The organism is Brevibacillus dissolubilis (genome assembly GCF_006170445.1).
GTDB lineage: Bacteria > Bacillota > Bacilli > Brevibacillales > Brevibacillaceae > Brevibacillus_B > Brevibacillus_B dissolubilis.
Genome location: NZ_VCNA01000008.1, coordinates 271,707 through 285,331 on the forward strand (window position 1 = coordinate 271,707; position 13,625 = coordinate 285,331).

13 protein-coding genes and 1 pseudogene are annotated in these 13,625 nt (G+C 50.1%); 5 read left to right on the forward strand and 9 right to left on the reverse strand.

Annotated features, from left to right (window positions below; translation table 11 throughout):
• Window positions 1-66: 66 nt before the first annotated feature.
• From pepV to FGI41_RS16675, 3 genes and pseudogenes are all read right to left on the reverse strand, one after another.
• Window positions 67-1,509 carry a dipeptidase PepV gene (gene pepV, locus FGI41_RS16670; protein WP_176560318.1) on the reverse strand — a complete coding sequence of 481 codons (1,443 nt, stop codon included), beginning with the start codon at window positions 1,507-1,509 and terminating at the stop codon, window positions 67-69.
• A 264-nt stretch (window positions 1,510-1,773) separates the two neighbouring features.
• A pseudogene (locus tag FGI41_RS25525) lies at window positions 1,774-2,253 on the reverse strand (GTP pyrophosphokinase); the annotation flags it as partial.
• Window positions 2,254-2,374: 121 nt separating this feature from the next.
• Window positions 2,375-2,845 (reverse strand): N-acetyltransferase, encoded by a 471-nt coding sequence (locus FGI41_RS16675; protein WP_139491470.1) that lies wholly within the window; start codon window positions 2,843-2,845, stop codon window positions 2,375-2,377.
• A gap of 165 nt (window positions 2,846-3,010) precedes the next feature.
• Here FGI41_RS16675 and FGI41_RS16680 point away from each other — a divergent pair, with 165 nt between their 5' ends.
• The gene (locus FGI41_RS16680; RefSeq protein WP_139491471.1) at window positions 3,011-3,601 is read left to right on the forward strand and encodes a TetR/AcrR family transcriptional regulator; all 591 of its coding nucleotides are present in this window, start codon (window positions 3,011-3,013) and stop codon (window positions 3,599-3,601) included.
• Between the two features lie 24 nt (window positions 3,602-3,625).
• Here the strand turns inward: FGI41_RS16680 and FGI41_RS25530 are convergent, their stop codons facing one another.
• Genes FGI41_RS25530 through FGI41_RS16695 form a run of 3 tightly spaced genes read right to left on the reverse strand, consistent with a single transcriptional unit; the run spans window position 3,626 to window position 4,815 of the window.
• Window positions 3,626-3,748, reverse strand: coding sequence for a hypothetical protein (locus FGI41_RS25530; RefSeq protein ID WP_255298506.1), 123 nt, complete (start codon window positions 3,746-3,748; stop codon window positions 3,626-3,628).
• 19 nt (window positions 3,749-3,767) lie between these two features.
• Window positions 3,768-4,406: an MFS transporter gene (locus FGI41_RS16690; RefSeq protein ID WP_139491473.1), complete on the reverse strand. Its 639-nt coding sequence runs from the start codon at window positions 4,404-4,406 to the stop codon at window positions 3,768-3,770.
• A 4-nt stretch (window positions 4,407-4,410) separates the two neighbouring features.
• Entirely contained in the window at window positions 4,411-4,815 is a 405-nt protein-coding gene (locus FGI41_RS16695) for a hypothetical protein (RefSeq protein ID WP_139491474.1), read from the reverse strand.
• Window positions 4,816-4,889: 74 nt separating this feature from the next.
• Between FGI41_RS16695 and FGI41_RS16700 the strand changes: the two genes are divergently transcribed.
• On the forward strand, window positions 4,890-5,933 hold the full coding sequence (locus tag FGI41_RS16700) for a matrixin family metalloprotease (protein ID WP_139491475.1): 1,044 nt from the start codon (window positions 4,890-4,892) through the stop codon (window positions 5,931-5,933).
• Between the two features lie 190 nt (window positions 5,934-6,123).
• Here FGI41_RS16700 and FGI41_RS16705 read toward each other — a convergent pair whose 3' ends face one another.
• Window positions 6,124-8,073: a methyl-accepting chemotaxis protein gene (locus tag FGI41_RS16705; RefSeq protein ID WP_139491476.1), complete on the reverse strand. Its 1,950-nt coding sequence runs from the start codon at window positions 8,071-8,073 to the stop codon at window positions 6,124-6,126.
• Between the two features lie 252 nt (window positions 8,074-8,325).
• Here FGI41_RS16705 and FGI41_RS16710 point away from each other — a divergent pair, with 252 nt between their 5' ends.
• The 3 genes from FGI41_RS16710 to FGI41_RS16720 all read left to right on the forward strand — a co-directional run bounded on the left by FGI41_RS16710 (window position 8,326) and on the right by FGI41_RS16720 (window position 12,349).
• Window positions 8,326-10,815: a U32 family peptidase gene (locus tag FGI41_RS16710; RefSeq protein ID WP_139491513.1), complete on the forward strand. Its 2,490-nt coding sequence runs from the start codon at window positions 8,326-8,328 to the stop codon at window positions 10,813-10,815.
• Between the two features lie 23 nt (window positions 10,816-10,838).
• Window positions 10,839-11,069 carry a DUF1128 domain-containing protein gene (locus FGI41_RS16715; protein ID WP_139491477.1) on the forward strand — a complete coding sequence of 77 codons (231 nt, stop codon included), beginning with the start codon at window positions 10,839-10,841 and terminating at the stop codon, window positions 11,067-11,069.
• Between the two features lie 617 nt (window positions 11,070-11,686).
• Window positions 11,687-12,349, forward strand: coding sequence for a hypothetical protein (locus FGI41_RS16720; RefSeq protein WP_139491478.1), 663 nt, complete (start codon window positions 11,687-11,689; stop codon window positions 12,347-12,349).
• A 141-nt stretch (window positions 12,350-12,490) separates the two neighbouring features.
• Here the strand turns inward: FGI41_RS16720 and FGI41_RS16725 are convergent, their stop codons facing one another.
• Together FGI41_RS16725 and FGI41_RS16730 are read right to left on the reverse strand one after the other, a co-directional pair.
• Window positions 12,491-12,730, reverse strand: coding sequence for a hypothetical protein (locus FGI41_RS16725; RefSeq protein WP_139491479.1), 240 nt, complete (start codon window positions 12,728-12,730; stop codon window positions 12,491-12,493).
• An 89-nt stretch (window positions 12,731-12,819) separates the two neighbouring features.
• Window positions 12,820-13,401 (reverse strand): ECF transporter S component, encoded by a 582-nt coding sequence (locus FGI41_RS16730; protein WP_176560314.1) that lies wholly within the window; start codon window positions 13,399-13,401, stop codon window positions 12,820-12,822.
• Between the last annotated feature and the right edge of the window lie 224 nt (window positions 13,402-13,625).

Genomic DNA, 13,625 nt, shown 5'->3' on the forward strand with positions numbered 1-13,625 from the left:
ACTCTTGATCGAATCAGTCAGCATACATTGCTTACCCGATCACGACTTTTGTTTAGTCAACCAACATTACTTTGCCAACTCATAAATCGCTTGGGCATAAATAGCCGTTGCTTTTACCAGATCATCAATCTTGATAAACTCATCGCGTTGGTGCGCACAATCTGCCCCACCAGGGAACAGCGGGCCAAATGCCACACCTACATCAAGAGAGCGTCCATAGGTAGCTCCACCGATCGCTATGATGTTGGCTTCCTGACCAGTCTGCTCGGAATATACCTTTTGCAGGGTGGTTACCAGCGGGTGGTTCGGGTCGACACGGTGCGGCTTCATGTTCTCCTCGATCTGAAGCGTGAATGCCGCTTCGTTCAGGCGGTCGAGCAGGATCGGCTCCCACTGGCTGTACGGCTGGGAATGAGGGTAACGGATGTTGATATCAAAGCGCAGCTCGCCGTCCTCTTCGTAACGGATAATACCTGTATTGAGAGTGAGCGGCCCCATCTCCGGATCGTTGTGACCGATGCCCATCGCTTCACCGTAGTGCTGTTGATACAGATACTTGTTGGAGAATTCGATCAGCTGCTCCGCACGGGAATCCAGTGTCAAACCTGCGAGGAAACGGATCAGCTCAGTCCCTGCATTGATGCCTTTCCCTGGATCCATACCGTGAACCGATTTGCCTTCAAATGTCAGCGTCACGAAGTTATCATCAATCGTCGCCGCACCCTTGTGCCCGGTCTCGCTGAGGTATGCCTGATACTTGTCAGCCAATTCCTGTGCGGAGAGTCGGCCTGCTTCAAGCAAGGCTCTCGCCCGGTCAGGAACCATGTTCATACGCAGACCTGCATGGAGCTGGGACAACTTCGCATCGCAATCCTGTGCAGCGCGCTCGGTGCGTCCTTGTCCGAGGTATGCCTCTTTGCTTTGCAGGAAAACCAAATGGGTCAAGCCTTTTTCCGCATAGATCAGCGGGAAATCCGCATCCGGAGTAAAGCCCATGGTCGGCATCTCTTCGGTTTGGAAATACGTATTCATGCAACGCCAGGAAGTCTCTTCATCTGTCCCAAAGATCAGGCGCACACGCTTGGACAGCGGCAGACCCAGCTCCTTCACGATTTTGGCAGCAAAAATAGACGCCATCCCAGGTCCCTTGTCATCTAAGGAACCGCGTGCCACGATTTTGCCGTCGACGATCTCGGCCGCATACGGAGGAGTTGTCCAGCCTTCTCCCTCAGGCACGACGTCCACGTGGGACAGCACGCCAACCAGCTCTTCCCCTTGGCCGAATTCAGCATGTCCGGCATAGCCGCCTACATCCTTGGTCTCCATGCCTGCTTCTGCACACACGTTCAGAGCGAATTCCAGCGCCTTCTGAATCCCTTCACCGAATGGTGCGCCCTCTCTTGCTGTAGATGGGTCGAGCACGCTTTTGATGCGTAAAAATTCTTGCGTCGTCGAGATCAGATCATTCCTGCGCTTCTCTACCTCTTCCAACCAATTGATCTTGCTCATTTCGTCCCTCTTCCCTTCATTCATATGTATAGGAAAAACCGGCTCCTCCACATCCTCCATATCCAGTGCCGATTCCAAGTCAAGATCAAGCTCGACATTGAGGAACACATCGGTTGGCGATTCGCGCTTGCGGGCGAACTCCATCTGCGCATCTTTAATCTCTTCGCGCATCTTGTTCATCTCACTGTCCAGAATGTTGGAAGCCTTGGCCGTCTCGATCAGACGATCCTTGATATTCTGCGGCAGGATTCCCTCGTATTTGTAGTTAAGCGAGTGTTCAATCGTCGCCCAAAAGTTCATCCCCAGCGTACGTATTTGGATCTCGACCGGTACGGTAATCTGCCCCGCCGCCGTCATCATCGGATATTCCACCGCAATATGATAGCCACGGTAACCGCTCTCTTTTGGCTTGGTCACGTAGTCTTTTTCCAGAAAAACCCTCATGTCCTTGCGCTGTCTGAGCATCTGCACCACGGTGGTGATATCATCTATGAACTGGCAAATGATGCGGATGCCCGCGATGTCGCGCAGGTTCCAGCCGATTTCATCGTTGATGGGAATCTTCAAGCGATTCGACTTGTTGTAGATGCTGTTTACCTTTTTGACACGCCCTGTCACGAACTCGATTGGGGAATGCTGCTTCCGCTTGAGTAACTCATTGCGGATGTTTTTCAGCTTCACCTTCAGCTCCTCAACCGCTTGTTCATAGGGCAACAGGTACAGGTCCCAATCTATTTTCTGCACGTCTTTCCCTCCGACCTGGAATTGCTAGTCCTAATGTTGATTCAACATCATCAGGCGGATATCCTGCCCCACACGAAAAACGGGACTTGTCTTTTGTCCCAACAAGTCCCGAATCTTTTTCTTATAATTCCCGAATCATTGCGATTTCATCACACATCGGCAGCTTCGGACAGTGAATACAGTCCTTCCATACCTTTTGCGGAAGCGTCTCTTTGGCGACCACCTGAAAATCGCATTTCGTGAAAAACTCCAGCTGGTACGTAAGCGACAGTACCCGCTTGATCCCCAGGCGCTCTGCCTCTTCTACTAACGAAAGCACTAACTGTTTGCCAATTCCCATTCCTTTGGCAGATTCTGCGACGGCGAGGGAACGAATCTCAGCAAGGTCTTCCCACAAGATATGCAGTCCAGCCATTCCGATTACCTGGTCTCCGTCCAGTGCGATGAGATAGGATTGCAGATGCTCACAGACAGACAGCTTCGTACGCGGCAGCATCAGCCCCATTTGGGCGTAATCGTTAATGATTTCAAGCATTTGGTCTACATCTTGGATTTTGGCCTTTCGAACCGTCACCGCAGTTGTCATTCCCATGGGAACATTCCTCCACATTACATGTATACTCATTCATTATTATTTATAAATATACAGTTTGTTGTATACAGAGTCCAGTCTTTTTTCAAAAAATTATGCCGCCCGACACTTCACCAATCGGACAAATTTGATCGATGTGATATAATAAATGTGGAGGTGTTCAGCTTGACCACACGCAGAGAAAGAAAGAAGCGGGAAACTCGGGAAAAGATTTTTACCGCAGCAATTGATCTGTTTAAAGAACACGGCTTTGATGCAACCACCATTGACATGATCTCCGAAGCGGCAGATGTAGCCCGCGGTACGATTTTTCTCCACTTTACGTCCAAGGAAGCGATTCTCGCTCACTGGGGACACGAGCGCCTGCAAGAGATCGAAGAACGCCGGGATGAATGGGACTATGGCGAAAGCTGCAAACAACGCGTATTGCGTATTTATAAAATCCTCAACGAAGTAAATATCCAAAACTACGCATTCATGCGAGTCTTGGTGGAATCCTCCATGAAGCACCGAAAAGTCCACGAGTCGGAAAAGAACGTGCACTTCGAGCTTCGTCAGCTGTTTGCGGACTTGATCGAGGACGCCCAGGAAAAAGGACGCCTCAAGTCCAAGTTCAATCCGCTGGTCGCGGCTAACATGCTAGAAAATATCTATTACAATGCCTTATATGATTGGGTGCGCAGTGAAGGCGCATGGCCATTGGAAGAAATCATGGAAGAAAAGGTATCGATCGTATTCGAAGGGCTGGATCAGTGAGATCCAGCCTTTTTGTATGTTCACCTATTCTTTTGCCAGAGTCTGATTCAGCCCGTGTCCGTGGACGTGCGGCTGCTTTTTCTTCGGTTTGTAGCTGATGAACAGCATCAGTGACAGCAGGCAGAGACCTGCCAGACTGTTGAGCATCCATTGTGGCGAGACACGCTCATAGAGAGCACTGCCCCAGAGCCTGTCCTGGCATATCCCCTGCTTTTTCCCCGTGTCCCTTGTTCCCTCCCGCATCCCTCGCCTTGATCGTCCCGGCAAAGATCAGCAGAAACATTCCGTATGTACACGCATTGGCGAGGAATACCGCCTCAAACGAGATGGAAGCGATCAGCCCGCTGACCGCCGTACCGACACCGCCTGCGACATTATAGGTCACATAGATCAGATTGAGTGACCGTCTGCCGCCCTCCGGCCACAGCACTGTCACCATCGCATTGGCCCCGGCAAACATCATCCCGTAATAGAACCCAAACGGTACCATCAGCACCGCATACAGAGTAAAATCCTGCCAGAGCGCCATCAGGACGGCCATCGCGCCCAGACTCGAAGCAGCCGTGAGCATCGTCACCCTGCCGCCCCATCTGTCAAAAATCATGCCGCCCGCCAGATTGCCCACCATCTGTGCCGTATAATGCAAAAACAGCACCGTACTTGCTGCGGTCATCGACTGGTTAAACACCTGCATCATATACGTCGTATGCAACGGCCACAGAAGCGACGCCCCACTGTGGTTGACAAACACCGCTACAGCAAACAGCCACACCAGACGCGGATAGGCCCTGACCTCTTGCCACATGCTCCTACTTTCCTTCCTGTACCACCGCTTTCACATAGCTGCCATTGCTCTCTACAGCAATCGCTGTGTTCGGGTCGATGCCTGTAATCTCAAAATATTTCGTTCCCACCGAATATAGATTGGAAAAATTCTTGTTCCGGTCAAACGCCCTCTCCTGATCGGAATGAGTAGTCACCTGTCCCAGTTCTTTTCCAATCTCTGTAATGGTTTCGTCCGTCACCATATACGTTCGCTTCTGCCAGATCACGAAAGGATATGCCCAAGAGGAGGCGGCAGGGGTCGGATCGGTAACTTTTTCTTGCATTTCTGTAACTGTTTGAACATTCGACTCGTCAGATAGAGTGCTAGCAACGTAGATACCGAACCCTGTGAGGAACAGAAGTGCTGCTCCTGCCATTATTTTTTTCATCCTGATCACCTCTGTTCTTGGAGACGGACTGACACCAACAAATGTTTCAACCAAAATCGAAGGAGTGAATCACTATGAAAACCAACCGCCAAACCGCTTTTACAAAAGCAAGCCTGCTATGCATCACCCTGCTTGCTGTATCCACCCAATCCGCCTACGCGAATGTAACACCGACGGTCGGCAAATGGTCCACCAACAGCAAAAGTGCGCAAAACCAAACAAATAATAGCACAGATGCTGCCGCTTATTCTACCGGTAAAACCCGTTGGAACAACTCTACCGACTTTTTGATCGGCAGCACGACCTCTACCAGCACGTTTACATACTCCAATGTCTATAACTCCAGTGCCACATGGGACGGCATCTGTTACTATACATGGTCTGGCGGCTATATCTCCGGCGCCCGCACTTATCTGAACAACTATTTCACCGATTCGTATACCTCTTCCCTGCGTAACAGTGTGGCCACACATGAGCTGGGGCATGCGATCGGGCTAGACCATAACACCACCGCCTCCCAATCCTCATCTGTCATGACCCCATATACCAAAGTAAGCGGCGTCGCCCGCACGGAATATCCGCAAAGCTACGATATCACCGCTGTCAACAACCTGTATGCCTACGGCTTCGCCGGAGTACAGTCAGACAGCACCATCCCTGAGACCACCGCAACCGGTCAAACAATCGTAGAAGTCTGCTTCTCCTGGGCAGAAGGCTATAACACCCTGGAAGATCTCTACAAGGCCGCAGACGTCGTCGTCAAGGCCAAACTGGCGAAAACCAACAGCCTGACCAACAAAACAGGCAGCCTCGAAGGAATCGCAACCGAAAACAGCCTGAAGGTACAAAAAACACTGAAAGGCAACGCTACTCTCACTGATGAGCAAATCACGGTTGTCACTGAGATCGGTGAAAGCAGCAAGTTCCAAGTCGTCTCCGACCAACTCTCCCCGCTTCAGCTAAATGGCACCTTCTATCTTTTCCTCAAAGACAGAGGTGATGGTACCTATGCGCTGATCAATGGTGATGAAGGTGTGGTCAGCAAAAAAGATGGCAAGGCTTATAAGCATGTGAAATACGGTGAGCTGAGCGAGGATCAGTTGGAGCAATTGAAATAGGTCATTGGGTTTGAAAAAGTAGAGATAGAGAGACCGCCCCTGACGTGGGAGCGGTCTCTTTTGGCTATCTATTAAAAATACTCGTAAGAGAATTTTTATTACACGGGTTTTGGGGGTAGATATGTAAATAAAAAGGCTGTCGATGTTATCGACAGCTTTTGAGACGGCCCGGTACTCGGGGTCTGGACGTTTATTCTACTTTTTCATATCTATCGTGCTCATGATGCTCGTTGATTTCATCGCTGTCGCTGATCTCGCCGATCTCATGGTTAGCATCGGCCTCATCATTTTCTATGCCATCATAATTATCATTATGAGTTTCATCATGGTTGTCATCGACATCAACGATTACACTGCTCTCATTGATCTGAAAATGAGAGGCCGTATTCTCCAGCAGCTCTGCTTGCTCGGCCAATAATCCGGCTGTGCGGGCGATCTCTTGGACGGTAGCGGTGATCTCTTGGGAGGAGGCGGTGATTTCTTCGGCGCTGGAGGCGGTAAGTTTGACTTTGTGGCCGACCTGTTCCATGCGCTCCTCGACCTCTTGGAAGTTGGCGACGAGATGGGAGAGTTTGCTTTGCATGAACTCGACCTGTGTGCTGGTGCCTTCAGCGGTAGCTACGATTTCGCCGAGGGCCAGTCCGCCTTTTTCGACCAGACGGATCTGTTCTTGCATCTCGGTTGTATTGTTTTCCATCGCATCCAGAGAGCGTTCGGTCTCACGTTCGATGCTGACGACGATTCTGCCGATCTCTTGGGCGAATTTTTGGGATTGCTCAGCCAGCTTACGCACCTCATCAGCGACGACGGCGAAGCCTTTTCCATGCTCACCGGCGCGGGCGGCCTCGATTGCCGCATTGAGGGCAAGCAGGTTGGTCTGGCTGGCGATTTCACCGATCATGGTGGTCACCTTGGTAATCTGTTTAGAGTGGCTTGCCAGTGAGCGGATCGAATCTTGCGCGGCTTCGATACTGCCCATCAGCTTGATGGTCTGGTCTTTGGCACTGTCAACCGCACTGCGGCCATTCTCCGCTACCCGGCTGGTCTCTACTGCCAGTTGGTTGGTACGCTGTGCTTCGCTGTAGGCATTCTCGATCTGTGCCATGCTCGCTTGTACACGGTCGACGACTTGTCCGACATATTCGCTTTGATCGGTTGCATTGTCTGCTGTCTTCTCAATCGCGACAGCCACTTGCACGGTCGTAGAAGCGGCCCCGTCGGCACTCGCTCCCAGTTCAGCAGAGGTGGCGCGCAGGATTTTGGCTGACTCTTGCAGTTCGCCTACCACAGAGGTCCACTTTTCTGCCAACTGGTTGAAGGCATCTCCCAAACGGCCGATCTCATCGTTGTTGCTCACTTCGATACGGACACGGAGATCTCCTCCGGCCATCGTGGCGACGGCCTCATCCAGACGCAGGATCGGTCTGATGATCAGCATACGGATCAAGATGAGACCCAGCACGGTGGCTATCACGCCAAGACCTGCAACGATGACGGTCATGATCAGAGAATCATTGAAGCGCTGTTTGGTCAGATCACGGGCAATCGAAGCCTGCTCGGTATTGTACTTCACCAATTCGCTGATCATCGTGAGGATCTGAGAGCCGTCCCTATCAAGTGCCTTGACGATATCCATCGCGTCTTGCCCACTCTGAATACGCTGCACCACGTCATCACCGTAGCCTGTGTATTTTACCCAGAATCTGTCGATTTCTTTTAATTTTTTCTTTTCAAACTCCGACAATTGTGGAGATTCCTTATAAAGAGCGATGTTTTTCTCAAAAGTCTTGATCCGCTCGCGCAGAACGCTCTTGAGAACGATCTTGCTCGACGAGTTGTCGACAATTCCTTTCATGACGCTAAAACGAATCATGATCGCGGAATATCGTGCCTCGTCCAGATAGTTAATCACTTGCAGCCGGTCTTTGTACATGCTCTCGGTTTCTTGGCTCATTACTCTCATCTGGTAAATTCCGTTAGCTCCAATGGCGATCGTAAAGAGGAATAAGACAAAAAACAGAAACGCCAGTTTGAAGCGAATGCTAATGTTCGTCTTCCATCTGCCTGTACCAGTTTTCCGTAGGTTAGGAAAATTCAGTGCTTTGGGGCTTTTTGATGTGCGTTGCTTCTTGAAAATCATGAGTATCCCCCCCTCAATTTAGTTTATGTCTATATATAATCATATACTTGTTTATTGGATATGGCTATGGTGCATACTAAGAGAGTTTGAGACACTCCAAGATGCCTTTGCCAACATGTTTTCCTTGCGATAGGTGCATACATCTCCTATGATGGAGATTGTAGATCATATAACGTATGTTGGACAAGAAATTTTTTTTAATTGAACGTTTTTTTTCGAAATTTGGAGGTAAAAACCAAAGTGAATACTTACATTAATAATATTAAACGTGAAGATATCGAACTGTTAGCACCCGCAGGCAACTGGGACTGCCTAAAGGCTGCTGTAGCCAATGGAGCCAACGCAGTCTTTTTTGGCGTTGAGAAGTTTAACGCACGTGCCCGGGCTGATAACTTTTATATGGAAGAATTGCCTGAGATCATGTCGTTTTTGCATCTGTACGGCGTAAAAGGGTTTCTGACCTTTAACATTCTTGTGTTTGAAGATGAGCTGAAGGAAGCCAAGCAGCTGATCAATGCCTGTATTGACGCAGGTGTAGACGCGGTGATCGTCCAAGACCTCGGTCTGGTCAAGCTGATCCGCGAAATCTCACCTGACTTCCCGATCCACGGTTCCACTCAGATGACGATCACCTCACCGGAAGCAGTCGAATTCACCAAGCCTTATGATATCGAACGCGTAGTCTTGGGCCGTGAGAACTCGCTCAAGGAAATCAAGACGATCGGTGAAAAAGCAAAGCTCCCGATGGAAGTCTTCGTCCACGGTGCGCTCTGTGTCTCCTACTCCGGTCAATGCCTCACCTCCGAGATGTGGGGTGGACGCTCCGCCAACCGTGGGGAGTGTGCGCAAGCCTGTCGTCTGCCGTATGATCTGATCGTGGACGGTGAGCGCAAAGAGATGGGCAACATCGCCTACGTTCTCTCACCAAAAGACCTCGCAGCCATCGAGCTGGTACCAGAGCTGATCGAAGCAGGTGTCACCTCCTTTAAAATCGAAGGCCGTCTCAAACAGCCGGAATACGTCGCCAACGTGGTCTCCAAGTATCGTGCCGCGATTGACCGTTATTTTGAAGGCAAAGAGGCTACCCCGAATGCAGTGGAAATCCGCGAGCTGCAGCAAAGCTTCTCCCGCGGCTTCACTCCAGGCTTCCTGCTTGGCACCAACAACAAGACCCTCATCGACGGCTCCTTCCCGAAAAGCCGTGGTGTCTTCCTTGGCAACGTGAAAAAAGTAACCAAAAACGCGATCCTCGTCGAAGTCAACTCCCCGCTCAAACGCGGTGACGGTATCTGCTTTGATGCAGGTGACCCGACGAAAAAAGAAGAAGGCGGACGCGTCTACGATATCCTCACCCATGGCACCAAAGTAGAAGGCGAAGTGGAAAAAGGTCTGTACGAGATCGTCATGGGCCGCACCGACGTTAATCTCTCCCGCATCCACGTGGGTGACCGTGTCTGGAAAACCAACGACCCTGAATTGAACAAGCGTCTGCGCAAGACCTTTGAAACAGAAAAGCCATACCACACCTTCCCGCTCGCCGTACATGTGTCAGGTAAAGTAGGCGAAGCACTACAGACCACGTGGGTGGATGTCAACACCAATCACGCTGTCGCCGTCCCATCTGAAAAACCACTCGAACAAGCGATGAAGCGCCCGCTCACCCACGAGACCCTGCATGATCAGCTGGGACGTCTCGGCGGCACGGTCTATCATCTCGAAGCAGACCGACTCACCGTAGACATCGAGGGTGACGTGATCGTACCGATGAGTGAGCTTAACCGTATCCGCCGTGAAGCGGTCGAGCAACTCGTCTACCTGCGTACCAAGCCACCTGTCTATAAAAAGAATCCTGTCGACGTCTATACTGACGTGCCACAAAAACAGCCGGTTGATCAGCCACTGTTGACTGCACTCTGCCGCTCCCTAGAGCAGATTGAAGCAGCTGCACAGACCGATGTGGACATGATCTACGCTGAATTCGAATTCGTGAAGCAATACCCGCAAGCGGTCGAGATGGCACACCGTTACGGCAAAAAGATCGCTCTCGCTACCATGCGCATCCACATGCCAGATGACAATGGTGTACTGGCCCTGATCGCCAAAAGCCAGCCTGACGCGATCCTCGTCCGTAACACCGGCGCGCTGTACTACTATCTCTCCCGCCGCGATCAGTACAATATTCCGCTGATCGGTGACTTTGCCCTAAATATCGCCAACCACAAAACGGTTGATCTGTTCCTTAGCTACGGCATGGAACGTGTGACTCCGTCCTATGACTTAAATATCCAACAGATGGTGGATATGCTGCAAAAAACAGATGCATCCAAGACCGAGCTGGTTATTCATCAGCACATGCCGATGTTCCACACCGAGCACTGTGTCTACTGCACCTTCCTCTCTGAAGGTACCGACTACACCAACTGCGGCGTGCCATGCGAAACCTCCCGGATCTCCCTGCAAGACCGCGTCGGCTTCTCCCACCCGGTCCGCGTCGATACCGGCTGCCGCAACACCGTCTACAACGCGATTGACCAGTCTGGTGCAGAATACCTGCCAGAGTTCAAAAAGCTTGGCGTCGGCAGCTACCGTGTCGAGTTCCTCGAAGAAGAGCCAGCACGCGTAAAAGAAGTGATCAACCTGTACCGCAAAGCCCTGCGCGGCGAAGTGAGCGGCACACACGTATGGAAAACGTTAAAAGCAACCAACCAGCTGGGCGTCACCCGCGGTCAGTTGACCAAATAAAAACACAGGGAGAGGAATCACCTATGGCAGACCTGAACCAACCGACTCAAGAGAATCTGACCGTCATCATCGACGGGATTAAAGCAAAGCTTAACATGGCCAACACAGCCGTCATGCGCCCTGAGGATTTTGACCTTGCGAACTATGAGGATCTGTTGTACCTCTACAACATGGTGCAAAAGAAAACAACCTTTAGCATCAATGAAATGACTGCGATTGTGGAAGAGCTGGGGGCTATGCGTAAGCAGAAGTAGTCTAGCTTGATTCGTATGATGTTGCATGATAGAGGGAGCCTTGCTTGTTAGATGAGCAAGGCTTTTTTCTTTTGATTTGGCTTTTGATTTGGCTTTTGCTCCGGCAGGAGCGTGAGGAGAATCTGTTTTCCAGTCGCCTTTCCCTCTCTTCGTTCGGCCGGTCTCCTTACAAACAGATTCTCCTCACGCTCTTCCAATAGCCCGCTTTTTCAAAGGAAAAAAGATCGTTCACTCTGGCTTGTCTCACTTCTCCATTCATGATCACGTACACCTCCCTCTATTCCTCCAGATACTCACTCCTCCACTCCTCTCCTTACACCATACAAATAAGGACTGCTGAACTATACCCGTAGCAAAATGGAAAGAGCCATGCTTAACCTAAATTACCCGCAAGACGCCTTTGATTTTCATTTTTTCATTGCTTTCATTTCTTTTTTTATCCCTCCCCTACAGCCTGAGCGTGTGGATCGAAGATCTATTTGTAAGGAGACCGGCCGAACGTAGGGAGGGAAAGGCGACTGGAAAATAGATCTTCGATCCACACGCTCTTGCCATCCAATCACCCGATATGGTCTACTTAAAGGGCACGTATTTTTATTCACAGAGGTGGTTCCCCGATGGAATCGAACTTGCGCACCACGCGAATTGCTCATCTGTATCGTCTGGTGATCACCATAACGGTCTGGGTCGTCGTTGCCAATCTCATCACATGGGGGATTTATCTGACTGCTCCCGCTTTTTATGAGTGGTATCTGTTGATTCCAGACGCGTTGCTGTTTCAGTTGTATATCATTATGGATCGTGTTGTTGTCTCTATCTTCTTTTTAATGTGGATCAACTACATTCATGCTGATTTAAAAGATCTAGCACCCGCCTATCCGATATCCAAATGGGGCTCGATGCTGTTGTGTATCATACCTGGAGTCAATATTTTTGGTATTTTTATTATCTTTGCTGTGTTTCGTCGTTTCCTGATTCGACTGGCTCCGCACCAAAAAAAGACGGGCAACATCACGCTCGGGGTCTTGTCCCTTACGTATGTGCTGACTGGCGTGATGATCGTGCTGTCGTTAAAAGCCACTGATTCGGATTGGGCTGATCAGGCCGGAGCCTTGGTAACACTGGTTTCCTTCGTTCATCTGATGCTGTATGGTGTACTCGTTCGATTCACGATGCGCGGGCTGGAAGCGATCGAGCAGGCGCTGGCTCCATCGCCGTCCGATAGCTTATCGGAAAAAGAGACAGAAGACGCAAGCCATGATGACGTGATCCGTCCCTAAATCAGTTTCTTCCATTCGTTTAAAGTGTAAGCCTCAGTCTGACCAAGACATCTAAATCGTCCTGGGTCAGACTGAGGCTTTTTTTCGTTTTGAAATATGCTTTTCCGCACAGAAAAAAGCCGCTCTGATGAAAGAACGGCTTTAGTCCGGTACTACCTCTTCACGATGCTCTGCCCCACCTGTGGCGACCTTGGTTGGGCAGATCATGTCATCCCCGATAATCTGCATTTCACTGATGGGGTAATGGGTCTGGATGGCGAGGCGCATGTCTTCGATCAGCGAGCACAGCACCTCTTCCTGAATCCGTTGGTCAAACGTCAGACGGATATCAATTTCATACGGTTCATTGCCCGGATTAAGCTTGGCATCTGCATTGCGCACGATCTGACACCTCCAAAGACAAAGACGGCTTGTTGCGTCTGTTCTCTTCCTAACATGCCATTCCGTGGCTTTTTTTATGTGCCCAATCGTTACTCTTGCGGAGGAAGCCCTTCCATCGAATCATCCACAGGCCATTGCGACCGTTTGTATGTCTGATACAGATAAAGCAGGATAATCCCCATGGTCGCACTGCTGATGATATTGACCGTCGCGGGCGTGATGGCCCACTCATAGATCGCCTGCTGGAACGGAACCTGGTAGACCTCCACATCGATCAATCCTGCAACGGTCAATCCCACATAGTTGCCGACCACACTGAGCATCACAAAAATCACGTAATGCAGGCGGTTGATCACCCCCTGGTGCGGACGGTATTCCGGTACCAGATACAAGAGCCCTGAGATCAATCCGATGATGCCATTACCCAGACACCAGTTCCACCAAAACTTTTGCTCCAGCAAATCAGCTCCCATATTGCCGAAGAAACCAACGAAAAAACCTGTCACTGGACCAAAAACAGCCGCACTGACCGCGAGCAGAGCAATCGCTGGACGAAAGCTGTTGCCGGCGATCTGTATATCAGAAGTAAGATGTGCGCTCACTGCATATAAAACCGTAAACAATATGGAGTACACCCATGTTCGTTTCTTGCTGCCGTGGGGACCAAACATCTTCGCTTGTCCTCCATTCATAAGTTCTTACAAGTTACCTTCCCCGAATTCCACAGTGGAAAACGCCTTTTTCCAACAAAAAGCGTAGTGCTAGGATACCATCTTTCAAAATAACAAATCAACGACTTTTATTCAATAATTTTGAAAATACAGACACGATATTAACAAAAATGAAAAAAGCATACTTTAGGATTACTTAAGCATGCTTTTTTCGGGATGATTTT

Excerpts from the sequence above, each read along its gene's own strand:
- pepV (WP_176560318.1), bottom strand. The coding sequence starts at position 1,509 with ATGAGCAAGATCAATTGGTTGGAAGAGGTAGAGAAGCGCAGGAATGAT.
- FGI41_RS16675 (WP_139491470.1), bottom strand. The coding sequence starts at position 2,845 with ATGGGAATGACAACTGCGGTGACGGTTCGAAAGGCCAAAATCCAAGAT.
- FGI41_RS25530 (WP_255298506.1), bottom strand. The coding sequence starts at position 3,748 with ATGCTCAACAGTCTGGCAGGTCTCTGCCTGCTGTCACTGATGCTGTTC.
- FGI41_RS16690 (WP_139491473.1), bottom strand. The coding sequence starts at position 4,406 with ATGTGGCAAGAGGTCAGGGCCTATCCGCGTCTGGTGTGGCTGTTTGCT.
- FGI41_RS16695 (WP_139491474.1), bottom strand. The coding sequence starts at position 4,815 with ATGAAAAAAATAATGGCAGGAGCAGCACTTCTGTTCCTCACAGGGTTC.
- FGI41_RS16700 (WP_139491475.1), top strand. The coding sequence starts at position 4,890 with ATGAAAACCAACCGCCAAACCGCTTTTACAAAAGCAAGCCTGCTATGC.
- FGI41_RS16705 (WP_139491476.1), bottom strand. The coding sequence starts at position 8,073 with ATGATTTTCAAGAAGCAACGCACATCAAAAAGCCCCAAAGCACTGAAT.
- FGI41_RS16715 (WP_139491477.1), top strand. The coding sequence starts at position 10,839 with ATGGCAGACCTGAACCAACCGACTCAAGAGAATCTGACCGTCATCATC.
- FGI41_RS16720 (WP_139491478.1), top strand. The coding sequence starts at position 11,687 with ATGGAATCGAACTTGCGCACCACGCGAATTGCTCATCTGTATCGTCTG.
- FGI41_RS16730 (WP_176560314.1), bottom strand. The coding sequence starts at position 13,401 with ATGTTTGGTCCCCACGGCAGCAAGAAACGAACATGGGTGTACTCCATA.